Origin of the sequence: Variovorax sp. YR750, assembly GCF_900109805.1 — a bacterium.
Taxonomy (GTDB): Bacteria; Pseudomonadota; Gammaproteobacteria; order Burkholderiales; family Burkholderiaceae_C; genus Variovorax; species Variovorax gossypii.
In genome coordinates, this window is sequence record NZ_FOBJ01000005.1 from 475,473 (window position 1) to 491,583 (window position 16,111).

Sequence of the window (16,111 nt, forward strand, 5' to 3'; positions counted from 1 at the left end):
CCAACTGGTATGCAAGATTTGCGCACCTGAATGGAGCACGGCCCCGGTGCGGGGCCCTCGCGGCGTGCGCCGGTTCAGTGCCGGGCGCGGCCCAGCGCGCTGGCCGGCAGCGCTGCAAGCATGAGCAATGCCGACAGCACCAGCGCCCCGCTCAGCACGTAGAGGCTGGGGGTGAAGCTGCCCGTCAGCGTCTTGAGCCAGCCGACCATCATCGGCGCCACCAGCCCGGCGCTGCCCCCGATGGTGCTGATGAGCGCGATGCCCGCCGCCGCGGCGCTCTTCGACATGAAGTTGCCCGGAACCGCCCACAGCACGGTGAATGCCGCCGAGATGCCCATGGCCGCCAGCGACAGGCACAGCACGGCGGCGACGGCGTTGTGCATGAAGAGCGTGGTCAGCGCCAGCCCGGCGGCTCCGACGACGGCACTCAGCGCGAAGTGCCAGCGGCGCTCCTTGCGCCGGTCCGAATGCCGGCCCACGACGATGTTGGCCGCGATGCCCGCCAGCGCCGGAATCACCGAGTAGAAGCCGATCTGCAGCACGCTCAGCCCCATCGACTTGAGGATCGTGGGCTGCCAGAACGACAGCGCGTAGATACCCAGGATGATCAGGAAGGACATGAATCCGATCAGCCAGACCCGGCCGTCGCGCATCGCCGCGCCGAAGGTGTGGCGCCCGGCGGCGCCGTGCGCGGCCTGATCCTCGGCAAGCAGGCGGGCCACGCGCTGTTTCTCGGCCGCCGACAGCCAGGCCGCCTGCGAAGGACTGTTCGACAGCCAGCAGAAGGCCGCCACGCCCAGCAGCACGCTCGGCAGCCCTTCGAGAAGGAACAGCCACTGCCAGCCCCGCAGCGACAGCACGCCATCGAGATACGTCATCGTGAGCCCGGCGATCGGCCCGGCCACGATGGGCGCCGCGCCGAAGGCCATGAAGAAGAGCGCCGTGGCCTGCGCGCGGCGGTGCGAGGGAAACCACAGCGTCAGGTAGAACAGCACGCCCGGCGCGAAGCCGGCCTCGAACACGCCGATGAGAAAGCGCAGCACGTAGAACTGCGTGGGCGTGGTCGCGAACATCATCGCGGCCGACGCCAGCCCCCACAGGCCCATGATGCGCAGGAGAGTCGCGCGCACGCCGATCTTCGCGAGCATCAGGTTGCTCGGAATCTCGAACACCGCGTAGCCGATGAAGAAGATGCCCGCGCCCAGGCCGAACACGGCGTCGCTGAAGCCCAGCTGGTCCTTCATCTGCAGCTGGGCGTAGCCTACGTTGGTGCGGTCCAGGTAGTTCAGCACGTAGCAGGCGCACAGCAGCGGCATCAGGCGCCAGGTGATCTTGCGGAAGAGGGCCGCGTCGTCGCGCGCGCTCGCATCGGTCGAAATGTCCGGCGAGCGCGGGTCGGCGGTGGCCAGGGCGGCGGTGTTCATCGATTTGTCTCCTTCGTTTTTCCGGTCGGCTTCAGGCGACGGTGGGCGTGCCGTGGCTGGTCTCGCCCCACAGGTGGCTGGTGGGCGCGCCCGGAAACAGCCAGTGCGGCGTGCATTCGGCCGAGGGCACCACGTTGCTGAAGCCGTGCGCGGCCGAGGTGCCGGCGAGCGTCTTCTCCAGCACCATCGACAGGTACTGGTCGTTGCTGCTTTCCTGCGTGTTGCCGTTGAGGATCACTTCCGCGCCGGTCGCCTTCGCATAGCGGCGGATGCCGTTGTGTCGCGACTGCAGCGGCGCCCAGCTGTCGGCCGACACGCCGTTCTCGCTGCTCACCCGCAGGCCGTCGCCGCTGCGGTAGACCAGCGAGTGGTTGCCCTCGGTGTGGCCCGGCGTGTGCACCAGCGCCAGCCCGCGGCCGAGCTGGATGCTGCCGTCGAAGGGCACGATGCGTTCGGCCGGGATGCCGTCGAGGCCGTGCGGGCAGTACCACTCTGCCTGTACCGGCAGCAGGCCGTGCACGCTGGCGAGTTCCTGGCGGTGCACCAGCAGTCTCGCGTTCGGCAGCATGCCCGGCATGCCGGCACTGCCCAGCCAGCGGCGCAGGTCCTGCGTGTGCAGGTGGTCGTAGGTGATGTAGTCGATCTGCTCCGGCGAGATGCCGCAGCTCGCCAGCGCCTGCGGCACGGTCTGGTAGACCGGCGCGATCGCCTTGTGCAGGAACTTCGGTGTCTGCTCGGCCAGGCGCTTGAAGTAGGGCGTCTCGTTGCCTGCCTCGAAGTCGGCCGGCGTGAACAGCAGCGTGCGCAGCCGGCCCTCGAAGTCGTCGTACTGGATCAGCACGGTGCGCGCCAGCAGATGCACCATGTGCGGCTTGAGCAACTGCTGCGAGTACACGCCGGTGAAGGCGAACCACGCGGGGTACGGAATGCGCAGCAGGTTGAAGCTGCGCGCGAAGCGCACCGGCGGCGCATCGAGCAGGCGCTCGCGCAGCCCTTCGGCGGCGTGGCGGATGGCGCGCAGGCGGTCCTGCGGCATGGCGGCGTCGCGCGCGCCGTCGAAATCCGCCAGCTGCGCGAGCCCGGAGGGCTCTGGGTCTCGGATCATGTGGGTCTCCTTGTCTGCCTCGAAGGAAGCGAAGCGAAATGGATGGGGCGCGCTCAGTACATCGAGCGTCCGCCCGAGATGTCGAACACCGCGCCGGTGCTGAAGGAACAGTCGTCCGACGCGAGCCAGGCGGCCATGGCCGCCACCTCGTCGACCTCGACGAAGCGCCCCATCGGCACGCGCGAGAGCAGGGCGGTGCGCAGCTGTTCACGGTGTTCGGCAGGAACGGCCGCGAACACCTCGGTGTCGGCGGCCGAGGGCGTGATGCAGTTCACCAGCACGCCCGACGAGGCCAGCTCCTTGCCCAGCGACTTTGTGAGCGCGATGAGCCCGGCCTTCGAGGCGGAGTACGCGGCGTTGAAGCCGTTGCCCTCCTTGCCGGCGACCGAGGCGATGTTCACGATGCGGCCCCGCCGCCGGGCGAGCATCGCCGGCACGATCGCGCGGCAGCACAGCCATGCGCCCGTGAGGTTGATGTCGAGCACGCTGCGCCACTGCGCGGGCGTGTGTTCCCAGGCCGACACGGTCGGCCCGAGCACGCCGGCGTTGTTGACGAGGATGTCGATGCCGCCGAAGCGTTCCTGCGACTGCGCGGATGCGCGGGCGATCTGGTCTTCGTCGCGCACGTCGACGACTGCCGACGTGGCGGTGCCGAGCGGCGCGAGCGTTTCCAGGGCATCGGCGAGCGCTGGCGCATCGAGGTCCCACAACGCGACGCTCGCGCCGGCCGCGAGGTATCGCCGAGCGATCGCCAGTCCGATGCCGCGCGCGCCGCCGGTCACGATGGCATGCCGGCCCACGAGCGCGTCCCCGCGCAGCGCGCTCATGCCGCAGCCGTCTCGGGTGCGCGAGCCGCGGCCGGCTGGCCCAGCAGCCCGCCGACCAGCGCGGCGACATGTTCCGCCGGGACGCCCGCGAGCAGTTGCCGAAGCATCGTCAGCGTGTCGAAGTACACGCGCTCGCACACCAGTCGGTCGCCTTCGAAGATGAAGAAGGCATTCATGCGGCAGCGGAAGCTATTGCCGGTCGGCGGCAGGCCCTTGAGCGGACCCTTGTGCGTGCCCAGCAGCCAGAACTCGACCACCACCGAGTCGTCGGCGTGGCGCAGCTGGATGATCTCGTGGCGCTGGTCCGGGAATGCGCGGCGCGTGTCGATGTAGTACTGGCGCACCTCGGCCATGCCGTCGTGCACCTCCCCGCTGGGAATCAGCTCGTAGTGCGGATGCGGGAAGGTGCCGAGCACCGCGTCGAAGTCTTGCCGGGTCTCGTCGGCGAAGTGGTCGAGCACGAGGCGCTCGCGGTGGGCCTGGAGTTCGGTGCGTGGGGTGTTGTCGTTGCTCATCGGGGTGTGCTCCATGTGACAGGATTGGCTGCTGACATCGGGTTGCCGCGAATGCGGCTATCCGGGCTCGCTGCGTACTATCGGCACGCCCCTGAAACAAGACTGTCCGGTGTTGGCAATCGCCGCTACGGACAAACCCGCGATGCCACGCACGCCCCCTTCATTTCCCGACACGCCGCCGGACGCGCAGCCTTCGCCGGTGCACAACGGCGACATGCGGCTGGCCGAGGACGTGCAGCAGCGCCTGCTCGCGGTGGCGCACCGGCGCACGCTGGCGCGCGGCGAATCGCTCTTCCACAAGGGCTCGTCGCCCGATGCGCTCTTCGGCGTCGTCTCTGGCTCGCTGCGCGTGAGCGTGGTCGCGCCGGGCGGGCGCGAGGCGGTGATCGCGATGCTCGAACCCGGCCACTGGTTCGGCGAGGTGTCGCTGCTGGTAGGGCGGGAGCGTGTCTACGACACCTGCGCGGTCGACACGACCGAGATGGCGGTGGTCGCGGCGGCCGATTTCCATCGCCTGGTGGCCGAGCATCCCGACGTGCACATGGCCTTCACGCGGCTGGTGTGCCTGCGGCTGCGCCAGGCGCTGGCGTGGATCGACGACGTGATCCTGATGCCGCTGCCGGTGCGGCTCGCGCACCGCCTGCTCACGCTCGATGCGCGCGCCGAGGGCACGGGCGAGGGCGGCGGCACGCTGCTGGGCGTGTCGCAGGAAGACCTGTCGTTCATGCTCGGCGTGTCGCGCCAGAGCGTGAACCGGCAGTTGAAGCTGTGGGAGGAAGACGGCACGCTGCGCGTGCGCTACCGCAGCATCGAGCTGCTGGACCGCGTGCAGCTGGAGCGGCACGCGGCCACGTCGCCCTGAGCCTTGCCGGGCGGCGGCGTGGGGCTCAATCCATCCGCGCGCCGGATGCCTTCACCGCCTTTTCCCAGCGCGGGGTTTCCGTCGCCAGGAAGCGCGCGAAATCCTCGCTGCCCAGGAAGGCCGGGTCGGCGCCCTGGCTCACCATGCGCTCGCGCACCTCGGGGTTGTTCAGCACCTGCTTGAAGGCGTCGCTCAGCTTGGCGACCACGTCCTTGGGCGTGTCCTTCGGCGCGAGGAAGCCGTAGAAGCCGACCACCTCGAAGCCCTTGACGCCCGACTCGATCACGGTCGGGATGTCGGGCAGGGCGGGGTTGCGCTCGCGGCTGGTCACGGCCAGGGCGCGCACCTTGCCCTGCTTGTGATAGTTGGCCGCCTGCGGGATCGACTCGGCCATGAACTGCACCTGCCCGCCCATCAGGTCGGTGAAGGCCGGCGCGCTGCCGCGGTAGGGGATGTGCACCATGAAGATGCCGGTGGCGGTCTTGAACATCTCCGGCACCAGGTGGCTGATGCCGCCGTTGCCCGCCGAGCCGTAGTTGACCTGGCCGGGCCGCGCCTTGGCGTAGTCGATGAACTGCTTCAGGTTCTGCACCGGCAGCTTGGGCGTGACCAGCAGCGCCAGCGGCTGCATGGCGGTGCGCGCGATGGGCACGAAGTCGCGCTGCGTGTTGTAGGGCAGCTTGCTGTAGAGCGCGCCGTTGATCACCGCAACGCCGGTGTTGGCCAGCATCAGCGTGTAGCCGTCGGCCGGGCTCTTGGCGACCGCGTCGGCGCCCACCGAGCCGCCGGCGCCGGGCTTGTAGTCGACGATCAGCGGCTGGCCCAGCACGGCCTGCAGCTTGTCGGTGAGCAGGCGCGCGTGCTGGTCGAGCGGGCCGCCGGCCGGGAAGCCGATGACGATCTTGATCGGCTTGTCGGGAAAGGCGGCCATTGCCGCCGTTGCGCCGAGGCCGAGGGAAAGGGCCGCGAGCGCGGTCCGGATGGGCTTGTTCATGATCCGTCTCCTGTTTTTTGTGAGGAGACGATCATAGGCAGCGCCCTCAGCCGGCCAGCGTGGCCTTCAGCGTGATCTCGGGCACGCTCGCCAGCGCCTTCGACAGCGGACAGCCGGCCTTGGCGGCGGCCGCGATCTGCTGGAACTTCGCCTCGTCGAGGTTCGGCACGCTGGCGTCGAGTTCGAGCGCGATGCGGTCGATCCTGAAGCCCTCGCCATCCTTGGCCAGCCGCACGGCCGCCCGGGTGTCGATCTTCGTGGCCGCCAGGCCTTCTCTTTCCAGCGCGAAGGCGAAGGCCATCGTGAGACAGGCGGCATGTGCGGCGCCGACGATTTCCTCGGGGTTGGTGCCGCGCTTGTCGTCCTCGAAGCGGCTGGCGAAGCCGTAGGGGTAGTCCTTGAGGGCGCCGGTCTCGGTGCTGACCAGGCCCTTGCCGGTCTTGCCTGCGCCTTCCCAGTGAACGCTCGCGTGCTTTTCTGCTGCCATGGAAGCTCCTTCGGTGGGGTGAGTGGGTGGATGGAGAGGGGAGGCTGCAGGTATCGCTCGGGAAACGGCGCTTGTCTGTAGTCGCAGGGCGCATCCGGGGACGGCCGGGCATGTGAGAAAAAATGGCGTCGCCTAGGCGACGCCCCCCGGGGGCTTCCCCGATGGGAGCGGCGCACGCGGCGGCTTAGGCTGGCGGGCATCCCTCTTTCCGTCCTCCCGTCCCCCCGCCCGTGCCCATCATGGAACAACGCCCGCATCACAAGTTCTGGCCCAAGCGCCTTCCACACTCCATCACCGTCCCGGCCACCTCGCTGTGGCACAACCTGGCCACCTCGGCAGCGCGCTATCCCGACAAGCCCGCGCTGGTGTTCTTCGGCCGCGTCGTCAGCTACCGCGAGTTCGCGGCCCAGGCCGAGCGGCTGGCCGGCGCGCTGCATGCGCTGGGCGTGAAGCGCGGCGACCGCGTGATCCTGGACATGCAGAACTGCCCGCAGCTGGTGATCGCGCATTTCGCGATCCTGCGCGCCAACGCCGTGGTGGTGCCGGTCAACCCGATGAACCGGGCCGAGGAGCTCAAGCACTACATCACCGACCCGGACGCCAAGGTGGCCATCATCACCGGTGACTTGGCTGGCGAACTGGCCAAGGCCAGCAACGCGCTGCCGCCCGAGCAGCGGCTGGCCCACATGATCGTGACCCAGTTCACCGACGCCTTCGACGCAGACGCATCGGGCGACGACGCCCCGGCGCCCGCCTGGAAGGACTGGCTCACCACTCGCCACCCGCTGCCCGAGCTGGAAGGCGGCAAGGTCGTCGCCTGGACCGACGCGCTCGAGGCCGGCCACACGCCGCCCGAGCACGTGGTGGGCGCCAACGACATGGCGCTGCTGCCCTACACCAGCGGCACCACCGGCCTGCCCAAGGGCTGCATCCACCACCATTCGAGCCTGATGCACAACGCCTTCGCCGGCCTGATGTGGGGCGGCTCGACCTCGGAGACGGTGGTGCTGGCCGTGGTGCCGATGTTCCACATCACCGGCGTGGTGAGCATGATGCACACCGCCATCCTGGCGGCGGCCACGCTGATCATCATGCCGCGCTGGGACCGCGACGTGGCCGGCCGGCTGATCTCGCGCTGGAAGGTCACGGCCTGGACCAACATCCCGACCATGGTCATCGACCTGATGGCCAGCCCCAACTTCGCGAACTACGACCTGTCGAGCATGACCTACATCGGCGGCGGCGGCGCCGCCATGCCGCAGGCGGTGGCGCAGCGACTGCTGGAGCAGTACGGCCTGAAGTACCAGGAGGGCTACGGCCTCACCGAGACCGCCGCGCCCTCGCACACCAACCCCTCGGACCACCCCAAGCAGCAGTGCCTGGGCATCCCGTTCATGAGCACCGACGCGCGCGTGGTCGACCCCGACACGTTGAAGGAAATGCCCATCGGCGAATCGGGCGAGATCATCATCCACGGCCCCGAGGTGTTCCAGGGCTACTGGAAGCGCCCCGACGCCACCGCGGCAGCCTTCGTCGAGTTCGAGGGCAAGCGCTTCTTCCGCTCGGGCGACATGGGCCGCATGGACGAGGACGGCTACTTCTTCATCACCGACCGCCTCAAGCGCATGATCAACGCGAGCGGCTTCAAGGTGTGGCCGGCAGAGGTCGAACTGCTCATGTTCCGCCACCCGGCCATCCAGGAAGCCTGCGTGATCTCGACCAAGGACGACTACCGCGGCGAATCGGTCAAGGCGGTGGTAGTGCTGCGCGCCACGCACAAGGACACCACCGAGCAGCAGATCATCGACTGGTGCCGCGAGAACATGGCGGTCTACAAGATCCCGCGCAAGGTGCAGTTCGTGGACGCGCTGCCCAAGAGCGGGAGCGGGAAGGTGATGTGGAGGCTGCTGCAGGAGGCGGAGAGCGAGGCGAAGTGAGATCGGCGGGAAGCAGGCCGCCCACCCGCCTGCCTTGTCCTTCTCGTTCTATTTGCGCGTCCTGATCCAGTTCAGCATCTCGAGCACGCCATAGGCCGTGGCGGGTATCTGCACGAGGTTCGAGCGGGTCTCGATGCGAGCGCGATCTTCGGCGGTTGTATTGGCTGTGACCCAGCCCTCCAGCAACGCCTGAACGGCGCGCTCGCGTTCGTCGCCGCGTGCCACATTCCTGGCGTAGGGGAAACCGAAGCAACTGCACCCGATGGCCATGGGTTGCCTGTCGGACTCGACGTAAAGGCTCCCCTGGCGGATCGCGAAGAGGCGCTTGCCGTTGGCGCCTTTCAGCGCTACTACCAGCGTTCCGCCATCGGCGAGGAACGACACCTCGTCGATGGATACCGGCTGGGCGAGGTCGCCGGGCTCGACGATGCAGAGCTGGAGTGCAATCAGAGCCAGAACCGCGAGCGACACCAGGAGCGTCAGCGCATACCGTGGAAACTTCACTTGCGGCCCAGCGACTTCAGCAGCTTCCCGGCTTCTTCCCTTCCGTTCGGCGTGACGTACTGCGCCGCCACCGCCTTCGTCAGGTAGTCGACGACCTTGCGGTGGTTCTTGTGCGGGCCTTCCCAGAGGAAGAGGCGGCCCAGCTCGAGCGCCGCGTCGCCGTCGCCCTTGGAGTAGGCGCGCTCGAACCAGTAGCGGGCCCAGCGGAAGTTGCCATCGTCGCGGTAGCAGATGGCGAGGTTGGCGCAGCCCGCCACGTCGCCCGCCTTGGCGGCCTTGCGGTACCACTCGCGGGCGACGGCGCTGTCCTGCTTCACGCCGATGCCGTGGTCGAGAAAGTAGCCGACGCTGTTGAGCGCATGAATCTCGCCGGCGGCCGCCGCCTTGAGGAACAGCGACAGCGCCTTCTTGTGCTCACCGGCGTCCCAGGCGTCGTTCGCCGCGGAAAACCAGTCGTCCCGGGTGGGTTCCTGCATGTGAGGGGTCTCCTTCGAAGCGCCGTTCTGGGAAGAACGCGAGAAAGAAAAAAACTGTGTCCCGATCCCTCCCGGCGCATGGATCACTTAGCCTTGATCGGTTTGGCGATTCTGCCAATCTCCAGGTCTCTCCGGCTCTTTCATGCACTTTCGCGCGCTGCTTTCCAGTCTTCTCCTGCTTGCCTTTCCTCTTCTTTCCCAGGCCGCACCCCGCAACTGCCTCGTCGTCGGCATCAGCGACGGCGACACGCTCACCGCCCGCTGCGGGCGCATCGGCGCCTATGAACGCGTGAAGGTGCGCATCGCCGCCATCGACGCGCCGGAAAAAGCCCAGCCCTACGGCCAGCGCAGCAGGCAGGCGCTGAGCAGCATCTGCTTCGGCGAGCAGGCGCGCATCACCGAGATCGACACCGACCGCTACGGCCGCACCGTGGCGGACGTGAGCTGCAACGGCGAGGACGCCGGCAGCCGCATGGTGGCCGATGGCTGGGCCTGGGTGTACGACTACAACCGCCTGGCCACCAAGCGCGGCGGCGGGCTCTTCAAGCTGCAGGACAGCGCCCGGTCCCGGCGTGCGGGCCTCTGGGCCGATCCCAGGCCGACGCCGCCCTGGGAATGGCGCAAGCACCAGCGCGAGGAGCAGCAGCACTGGGGCGGCAGCCACTGGGGCAGCCTCTTCTGATTGCCCCCGGGGCCTCCGCGACAGGCCCCATGTCACGGCGGATTCACGGGACCGCGGGACCATTTCGGGTTCCCACAATCCCCCGCGACAACAACATGGCCAAAGACTTCGCCCGCATGGAGGACTCCAACCCCTCCGCCAACCCCACCATCCATGAAGTTTCCGATCCGTCCCGGCGCGTGTTCGTGCGCGGCGGCATGGCGGCGGCGGTGGCAGGGCTCTTCGGCCCGCTGGCGGCCGGCACCCTGGCCGGATGCGCCACCACCGGCGGCAGCGGCAATGTGAGCGGCCTGGGCCGTGCCATCGGCTTCAAGAGCGTGCCCATGGCGGCCGTCGACACGGTGGTCGTGCCCGAGGGCTACAGCACACAGGTTCTCTACCGCTGGGGCGACCCGACCGGCATCGCGGGCGCCATGCCCGCCTTCAAGACCGACGGCTCCAATACCGCCGAAGAGCAGGCGCTGCAGGCCGGCATGCACCACGACGGCATGGCTTTCTTTCCGCTCGAAGGCTCCAACCGCGGCCTGCTGGTGCTGAACCACGAATACGTCGACGACGGCCTGCTGCACCCCGACGGCATGAAGACCTGGACGCCCGAGAAGGTGCGCAAGTCGATGAACGCGCATGGCGTGTCGGTCATCGAACTGCAGCGCGACGGCGCCGGCAAGTGGACGCAGCTCGCGCCTTCGCGCTTCGCCCGCCGCGTCACCGCGCTCACGCCGATGACGCTGACCGGCCCCGCCGCCGGCCACGCCATGCTGCGCACCGCCGCCGACCCCTCGGGCACGCAGGTGCTGGGCACCTTCAACAACTGCGCAAACGGCCACACGCCGTGGGGTACCTACCTCACCTGCGAGGAGAACTTCGCCGACTACTTCGAGGGCACCGACACGCCCGACGCCCACCAGAAGCGCTGGGGCATCAAGAAGGGCAACGGCGCCAAGTACCGCTGGCACGAGCACGAGGCGCGCTTCGACGTGTCGAAGCACCCGAACGAGTCGAACCGTTACGGCTGGGTGGTCGAGATCGATCCGCAGGATCCGACCTCCACGCCGCGCAAGCGCACCGCGCTGGGCCGCGCCGCGCACGAAGGCGCCGCCACCGCGCTCACCAACGACGGCCGCGCCGTCATCTACATGGGCGAGGACTCGCGCTTCGAGTACATCTACAAGTTCGTGAGCCGCGACGTGGTCAAGCCCGGCGGCGCCGCAGCCAACCGCGACCTGCTCGACCACGGCACGCTGTACGTGGCCCGCTTCGACGTCGACGGCACGGGCGAATGGCTGCCGCTGGTGCAGGGCAAGGGCGGCCTCGTGGCCGACAAGGGCTTCACCACGCAGGGCGACGTGCTCATCAAGGCGCGCCAGGCCAGCGACCTGCTGGGCGCCACCAAGATGGACCGCCCCGAATGGACCACGGTGGATCCGCTCACCAAGGAGGTCTACTGCACGCTGACCAACAACAGCAACCGCGGCGGCGCCGGCCAGCCCTTCATGGACGCGGCCAACCCGCGCTCCAACAACACGATGGGCCAGATCATCCGCTGGAAGGAAACCGGCGACCTGGACGCGACCAAGTTCGCCTGGAACCACCTCGTGCTTGCGGGCGACCCGAAGCAATCGCGCTACGAGGCGCAAGGCAACATCAAGGGCGACACCTTCGGCAGCCCCGACGGCCTGATGGTCGACGCGCGCGGCGTGCTGTGGATCGAGACCGACGTGTCGACCTCCACGCTGGGCAAGGGCGAATACGCCAACCTGCCCAACAACCAGATGCTGGCCTGCGACCCGACCAAGGGCGAGATCCGCCGCTTCCTGCTCGGCCCGGCCGGATGCGAGATCACCGGCCTCACGGCCACGCCCGACCTGCGCACGCTGTTCATCAACATCCAGCACCCGGGCGAGCCGGCCAACGAGCGCAGCGACCCCGAGCGTCCGCTTGCCGTGTCGAAGTGGCCCGACGGCGCCGGCCGGCCGCGCTCGGCGACCATTGCCATCACGAAGAACGACGGCGGCGTGATCGGGACCTGAACCTGAAGGCGCGCGCTTCAGCAGGTTCCCCAGCATCGCAGCGAGGGCACGAAAAGCCCCGCCGCGAAGCTGACGGCACAGAAGAACAGCAGGATCAGCGCCGCCAGCTTCAGCCCCTCGGCGCTCCAGCGCGGCGCAAAGGTGCTGATGAGGCCCGAGGCGAAAGTGCCTTCGAGCCGCTCGGCACCGCCCCAGCGCAGCACCCAGAGGCAGAACAGCGCCTCGGCGGCGTGCGCGACGGTCCACACGAGGAAGGACAGCATCGCCAGCCTTCCTCCCTCAGGATTCGCTCTTGCCTTGCACGTCGGCTACCACGCGCGCGTTGCGCTGGAAGCTCCAGTACGCGCCGGCCCAGTCCATCATCACGACGACGCGGTTGCGAAAGCCGATCAGGAAATACGCGTGCGCGAACAGCCAGAACAGCCATGCGAGCCGGCCGCTGAAACGCAGAGGGCCGAAGGGCGTGCCGAGGTCGACCACCGCCGAATTGCGGCCGATGGTGGCGAGGTTGCCGTAGTCGGCATAGCGGAACGGCACGGTCGGCTGGCCCGCGATGCGGCGCAGGATGTTGGCGGCCGCCGCGCGACCCATCTGCTTGGCGCCGGGCGACACGCCGGGCACGGGCTTGGGCGGCTTGCCGGGCGCATGGCTCATGGCGGCGGCGAGGTCGCCGACCACGCTGATCTCGGGATGGCCCGCGAGGCTCAGGTCTGGCTCGACCTTGATGCGTCCCGCGCGGTCGCATTCGACGCCCGTGGCGGTGCCCAGCATGCGGCCCAGCGGAGAAGCAGCGACGCCTGCCGCCCACACCACGCAGCTGCTATCGATTCGGTAGCTGTCGACCGGCGATCCGTCTGCGCCGCCACCGGTCTGCACTTCGAGCCCGTTGGCATCGATGGCCGTCACGCGCGCATTCAGGCGTACTTCGACGCCCAGCCGCTCCAGCTGTTCGAGCGCCTTCTGGCTCAGCGATTCGGGCATGGCCTGCAGCACGCGCGGGCCGCCCTCGACCAGCAGCACCTGCGCGCTGCTCGGGTCGATGTGGCGGAACTCTCCCGACAGCGTGTGCTTGGCGATCTCGGCCAGCGTGCCGGCCATCTCGACGCCCGTGGGGCCGGCGCCGATCACCACGAAGGTGAGCAGGGCGCGGCGCTTTTCCAGGTCGGCCGTGATCTCGGCGGTCTCGAACGACAGCAGCACGCGGCGGCGGATCTCGAAGGCATCGGCCAGCGTCTTCAGCCCGGGCGCCACGCTCGACCATTCGTCGTGCCCGAAGTAGCTGTGCGTGGCGCCGGCCGCGACGATCAGGTGGTCGTAGGGCACGCGGTCGCCGTTGGCAAGGTGCACCGACCGGGTGGCCGGATCGATGCCGGCCACCTCGCCCAGCAGCGTCGTGATGTTCGGCTGCTTGCGGAACAGCGAGCGCACCGGCGCCGCGATCGACGGTGCGGCGAGCCCGGCGGTCGCCACCTGGTACAGCAGCGGCTGGAACAGGTGGTGGTTGGTCTTGTCGATCACCGTCACGTCGACGTCCGCCTTCTGCAGCTTGCGCGCGGCTTCGAGTCCGCCGAATCCGCAGCCGACGATGACGACTTTGGGCCTGCCCGATGGGTTGGTCGTTTGCATGCGACGGATGATACGCAGCCGCCCTGCACGCCCCGGCGTCTTGTGCCACAGTGGCTGCCCCTTGCGCCAGTTGGCGCTCTTTGCCGAAGTCGCGGCGGCAGGCCTGCGGCGTTTTGTCCTACGTGCCGCCGCGACCCGGATGGGCTACAACTTGCGGCTGACCCGACTGGAGACTCCATGACGCTTTCCCGGCCGATCACTCAGGCGGCGGGCGCGCTGCGCGACAGGTTCCGCGAGGTGCGCGCCACGAGCCTGGCGCTTGCCGCCCCGCTCTCCGCCGAAGACCAGTGCATCCAGTCGATGCCCGACGCGAGCCCGACCAAGTGGCACCTCGCGCACACCACCTGGTTCTTCGAGAGCGTGCTGCTGCAGCCGCATGCCGGCGGCTACCAGCCCTTCGACGCGCGCTTCCTCTACCTCTTCAACTCGTACTACGAGGCGCTCGGCCCGCGCCATCCGCGTCCGCAGCGCGGACTGCTGACGCGGCCCTCGCTCGACGAGGTGCACGAATACCGCCGCCAGGTGGACGATGCGGTGGTGGCGCTGCTGGAAGAGGGCGGGGCCGACTGGGCCGTGATCGAGCCCATCGTCACGCTCGGGCTGAACCACGAGCAGCAGCACCAGGAGCTGCTGCTCACCGACATCCTGCACGCGCTGTCGTGCAACCCCATGCTGCCCGCCTACAAGCCCGCGAACGGCCCCGCGCTGCGGCTGGCCGCCGTGCCGCCTGCCGTGCGCTGGATCGAGCGGGCCGGCGGCATGGCAGAGGCGGGGCACGAGGGCGCCGGTTTCTCCTTCGACAACGAAACGCCGCGCCATCGCGTGCTGCTGCAGCCCCACGCCATCGCCGACCGACTGGTGAACTGCGGCGACTATGCGCAGTTCATCGCCGACGGCGGCTACCAGCGGCCCGAGCTATGGCTGTCCGACGGCTGGGCCGCGGTGCAGGCGAACGGCTGGCGGCATCCGGCGTACTGGCTCGCGCAGGACGATCCCCGCCTGCGCTTCACCGGCCCCTCGTCGCAGGCGGCGGGCGACTGGCATGTGTTCGGCCTGAACGGCGTGCGGCCGATGGAGGCCGATGCGCCGGTCTCGCAGCTCAGCTTCTATGAAGCCGCCGCGTATGCCGAGTGGGCCGGTGCGCGGCTGCCCACCGAGTTCGAATGGGAAGCCGCGTTCGATGCGCCCGGCATCTCGCAGATGACCGGGCACGTCTGGCAGTGGACGCGCTCGTCGTACGACCCGTATCCGGGATTCCGCCCCATGCCGGGCATCGCGGCCGAATACAACGGCAAGTTCATGGTGGGGCAGCTGGTGCTGCGCGGCGGCAGCGTCGCCACGCCGGCCGGGCATTCGCGTCCCAGCTATCGCAACTTCTTCCCGCCGGCGGCGCGCTGGCAGTTCACGGGGCTGCGGCTCGCGAAAGACATCTGATCATGCGCAATCCAATCCCTTCGTCCTCGCTGTCGTCCTTCGTGCCCGCGAAGGCATCGCAGAAGCCGCGCGCTGCATCGCCGGCGGCAGCCGCCACGCCGCTGTCGGAGTTCGGCCGCGAGATGCAGGCGGGGCTCGCGCGCTCGCCGCGCAGCATCTCGCCGAAGTTCTTCTACGACGCGGCGGGCTCGCAGCTGTTCGACCGCATCTGCGAACTGCCCGAGTACTACCCGACGCGCACCGAGCTGCGCATCCTCGGGGAGTGCGCCGGTGAGATCGCCGGGCAGATCGGGCCGAATGCGGAGATCGTCGAGTTCGGCGCGGGGTCGTTGACCAAGGTGCGGCTGCTGCTCGATGCGCTGGAGACGCCGAAGCGCTATCTGCCCATCGACATCTCCGGCGAGCACCTGGAGGCGGCTGCCGAGCGGTTGAAGGCGGACTATCCGGAGCTGGTGGTGCAGCCCATCGCTGCGGACTACACGATGCCTCTGGTGCTGCCTGCGCCGATGGCCGGGGCGGGGAGGCGAGTGGGGTTCTTTCCGGGGTCGACTATCGGGAACTTCGAGCCTGACGAGGCGCTGGCGTTCTTGCAGCTGGCTGCGCGGATGTTGCGGGGGGGCGGGTTGCTGATCGGGGTGGACCTTGTCAAGGATCCTGGGCGCCTGCATGCGGCATACAACGATGCGCAGGGGGTTACGGGGGAGTTCAACCTCAATCTGCTGCGGCGGGCGAATGCTGAGCTGGATGCGGACTTCGATCTTGATGGGTTCTCGCATGCGGCGTTCTATAACGCGCCTCGGCAGAGGATCGAGATGCATCTTGTGAGCCGGCGGGCTCAGAGCGTTTCTCTGAATGGGGAAGTGTTTGGGTTTGCGGAAGGCGAGACTATTCATACGGAGTACTCGCATAAGTTCACTGTGGAAGGGCTTCGGGCTCTGGCTGTGAGGGCCGGGTTTCGGCCTGGGGCGGTTTGGGTGGATCCGGAGAGGCTTTTCAGCGTGCACTGGCTGGCTGCTTAGCTTCTCTTGTGAGGTGTTTGCTTCCCGAGGCCGGGAGTTCCGCCCGGCGGCGGACCTACTTTCTTTTGCTTCGCCAAAAGAAAGTAGGCAAAGAAAAGGCGACCCCACTGTCTGCGACCCCTTCGCTGTGCGAAGGGGCAACCTGCGGTGCTCGCGTTTCGCGGGGTCTCGCAGAACTCGCTTCGCTCA

At 68.6% G+C, this 16,111-nt stretch carries 16 protein-coding genes; 6 read left to right on the top strand and 10 right to left on the bottom strand.

Translation table 11 applies throughout. The features are described 5' to 3' along the window. Nucleotides 1–74: 74 nt before the first annotated feature. The 4 genes from BMY35_RS13700 to BMY35_RS13715 are packed head-to-tail and all read right to left on the bottom strand — an operon-like array spanning nt 75 to nt 3,871. Nucleotides 75–1,424, bottom strand: coding sequence for an MFS transporter (locus BMY35_RS13700; RefSeq protein ID WP_093199549.1), 1,350 nt, complete (start codon nt 1,422–1,424; stop codon nt 75–77). 31 nt (nt 1,425–1,455) lie between these two features. After that, complete coding sequence (locus BMY35_RS13705; RefSeq protein ID WP_093199551.1) at nt 1,456–2,529, bottom strand: MBL fold metallo-hydrolase; 1,074 nt, start codon at nt 2,527–2,529, stop codon at nt 1,456–1,458. A 53-nt stretch (nt 2,530–2,582) separates the two neighbouring features. Beyond that, nucleotides 2,583–3,356, bottom strand: a complete 774-nt coding sequence (locus BMY35_RS13710; RefSeq protein ID WP_093199553.1) for an SDR family NAD(P)-dependent oxidoreductase — start codon at nt 3,354–3,356, stop codon at nt 2,583–2,585. Further along, the gene (locus BMY35_RS13715) at nt 3,353–3,871 is read right to left on the bottom strand and encodes an ester cyclase (RefSeq protein ID WP_093199555.1); all 519 of its coding nucleotides are present in this window, start codon (nt 3,869–3,871) and stop codon (nt 3,353–3,355) included. Before BMY35_RS13715 ends, BMY35_RS13710 begins: the two co-directional genes overlap by 4 nt. A 142-nt stretch (nt 3,872–4,013) precedes the next feature. Here BMY35_RS13715 and BMY35_RS13720 point away from each other — a divergent pair, with 142 nt between their 5' ends. Next, complete coding sequence (locus BMY35_RS13720; RefSeq protein WP_093199558.1) at nt 4,014–4,733, top strand: Crp/Fnr family transcriptional regulator; 720 nt, start codon at nt 4,014–4,016, stop codon at nt 4,731–4,733. A gap of 25 nt (nt 4,734–4,758) precedes the next feature. Here the strand turns inward: BMY35_RS13720 and BMY35_RS13725 are convergent, their stop codons facing one another. Together BMY35_RS13725 and BMY35_RS13730 are read right to left on the bottom strand one after the other, a co-directional pair. Then, nucleotides 4,759–5,727, bottom strand: a complete 969-nt coding sequence (locus BMY35_RS13725) for a Bug family tripartite tricarboxylate transporter substrate binding protein (protein WP_093199562.1) — start codon at nt 5,725–5,727, stop codon at nt 4,759–4,761. Between the two features lie 46 nt (nt 5,728–5,773). After that, nucleotides 5,774–6,214: an OsmC family protein gene (locus BMY35_RS13730; RefSeq protein ID WP_093199565.1), complete on the bottom strand. Its 441-nt coding sequence runs from the start codon at nt 6,212–6,214 to the stop codon at nt 5,774–5,776. 239 nt (nt 6,215–6,453) lie between these two features. On the opposite strand from BMY35_RS13730, the gene BMY35_RS13735 reads away from it, so the two are divergent. Further along, nucleotides 6,454–8,151 carry a long-chain fatty acid--CoA ligase gene (locus BMY35_RS13735; RefSeq protein WP_093199676.1) on the top strand — a complete coding sequence of 566 codons (1,698 nt, stop codon included), beginning with the start codon at nt 6,454–6,456 and terminating at the stop codon, nt 8,149–8,151. 48 nt (nt 8,152–8,199) lie between these two features. On the opposite strand, the gene BMY35_RS13740 is transcribed toward BMY35_RS13735, so the two are convergent. Beyond that, nucleotides 8,200–8,655 carry a hypothetical protein gene (locus BMY35_RS13740; RefSeq protein ID WP_093199569.1) on the bottom strand — a complete coding sequence of 152 codons (456 nt, stop codon included), beginning with the start codon at nt 8,653–8,655 and terminating at the stop codon, nt 8,200–8,202. Further along, complete coding sequence (locus tag BMY35_RS13745) at nt 8,652–9,131, bottom strand: tetratricopeptide repeat protein (RefSeq protein WP_093199572.1); 480 nt, start codon at nt 9,129–9,131, stop codon at nt 8,652–8,654. The genes BMY35_RS13740 and BMY35_RS13745 overlap by 4 nt, the downstream gene beginning before the upstream one ends. Before the next feature lie 142 nt (nt 9,132–9,273). Here BMY35_RS13745 and BMY35_RS13750 point away from each other — a divergent pair, with 142 nt between their 5' ends. Both BMY35_RS13750 and BMY35_RS13755 read left to right on the top strand, forming a co-directional pair. Next, nucleotides 9,274–9,813, top strand: coding sequence for a thermonuclease family protein (locus BMY35_RS13750; protein WP_093199576.1), 540 nt, complete (start codon nt 9,274–9,276; stop codon nt 9,811–9,813). 95 nt (nt 9,814–9,908) lie between these two features. Further along, nucleotides 9,909–11,843: a PhoX family protein gene (locus BMY35_RS13755; RefSeq protein ID WP_093199579.1), complete on the top strand. Its 1,935-nt coding sequence runs from the start codon at nt 9,909–9,911 to the stop codon at nt 11,841–11,843. A 17-nt stretch (nt 11,844–11,860) separates the two neighbouring features. Here the strand turns inward: BMY35_RS13755 and BMY35_RS13760 are convergent, their stop codons facing one another. Further along, nucleotides 11,861–12,106 (bottom strand): hypothetical protein, encoded by a 246-nt coding sequence (locus tag BMY35_RS13760; protein ID WP_093199582.1) that lies wholly within the window; start codon nt 12,104–12,106, stop codon nt 11,861–11,863. A gap of 16 nt (nt 12,107–12,122) precedes the next feature. After that, nucleotides 12,123–13,469 carry an NAD(P)/FAD-dependent oxidoreductase gene (locus tag BMY35_RS13765; RefSeq protein WP_093199585.1) on the bottom strand — a complete coding sequence of 449 codons (1,347 nt, stop codon included), beginning with the start codon at nt 13,467–13,469 and terminating at the stop codon, nt 12,123–12,125. Nucleotides 13,470–13,646: 177 nt separating this feature from the next. Here BMY35_RS13765 and egtB point away from each other — a divergent pair, with 177 nt between their 5' ends. Then, nucleotides 13,647–14,903 carry an ergothioneine biosynthesis protein EgtB gene (egtB, locus tag BMY35_RS13770; protein WP_093199589.1) on the top strand — a complete coding sequence of 419 codons (1,257 nt, stop codon included), beginning with the start codon at nt 13,647–13,649 and terminating at the stop codon, nt 14,901–14,903. Nucleotides 14,904–14,905: 2 nt separating this feature from the next. Further along, entirely contained in the window at nt 14,906–15,922 is a 1,017-nt protein-coding gene (egtD, locus tag BMY35_RS13775) for an L-histidine N(alpha)-methyltransferase (RefSeq protein ID WP_093199593.1), read from the top strand. Nucleotides 15,923–16,111: the final 189 nt, after the last annotated feature.

Bases quoted from the DNA above. Each gene is read 5' to 3' on its own strand.
- BMY35_RS13750 (WP_093199576.1), top strand. From the start codon at position 9,274: ATGCACTTTCGCGCGCTGCTTTCCAGTCTTCTCCTGCTTGCCTTTCCT.
- BMY35_RS13765 (WP_093199585.1), bottom strand. From the start codon at position 13,469: ATGCAAACGACCAACCCATCGGGCAGGCCCAAAGTCGTCATCGTCGGC.
- egtD (WP_093199593.1), top strand. From the start codon at position 14,906: ATGCGCAATCCAATCCCTTCGTCCTCGCTGTCGTCCTTCGTGCCCGCG.
- egtB (WP_093199589.1), top strand. From the start codon at position 13,647: ATGACGCTTTCCCGGCCGATCACTCAGGCGGCGGGCGCGCTGCGCGAC.
- BMY35_RS13720 (WP_093199558.1), top strand. From the start codon at position 4,014: ATGCCACGCACGCCCCCTTCATTTCCCGACACGCCGCCGGACGCGCAG.
- BMY35_RS13715 (WP_093199555.1), bottom strand. From the start codon at position 3,871: ATGAGCAACGACAACACCCCACGCACCGAACTCCAGGCCCACCGCGAG.
- BMY35_RS13705 (WP_093199551.1), bottom strand. From the start codon at position 2,529: ATGATCCGAGACCCAGAGCCCTCCGGGCTCGCGCAGCTGGCGGATTTC.
- BMY35_RS13755 (WP_093199579.1), top strand. From the start codon at position 9,909: ATGGCCAAAGACTTCGCCCGCATGGAGGACTCCAACCCCTCCGCCAAC.
- BMY35_RS13710 (WP_093199553.1), bottom strand. From the start codon at position 3,356: ATGAGCGCGCTGCGCGGGGACGCGCTCGTGGGCCGGCATGCCATCGTG.
- BMY35_RS13730 (WP_093199565.1), bottom strand. From the start codon at position 6,214: ATGGCAGCAGAAAAGCACGCGAGCGTTCACTGGGAAGGCGCAGGCAAG.
- BMY35_RS13760 (WP_093199582.1), bottom strand. From the start codon at position 12,106: ATGCTGTCCTTCCTCGTGTGGACCGTCGCGCACGCCGCCGAGGCGCTG.
- BMY35_RS13725 (WP_093199562.1), bottom strand. From the start codon at position 5,727: ATGAACAAGCCCATCCGGACCGCGCTCGCGGCCCTTTCCCTCGGCCTC.
- BMY35_RS13700 (WP_093199549.1), bottom strand. From the start codon at position 1,424: ATGAACACCGCCGCCCTGGCCACCGCCGACCCGCGCTCGCCGGACATT.
- BMY35_RS13735 (WP_093199676.1), top strand. From the start codon at position 6,454: ATGGAACAACGCCCGCATCACAAGTTCTGGCCCAAGCGCCTTCCACAC.
- BMY35_RS13745 (WP_093199572.1), bottom strand. From the start codon at position 9,131: ATGCAGGAACCCACCCGGGACGACTGGTTTTCCGCGGCGAACGACGCC.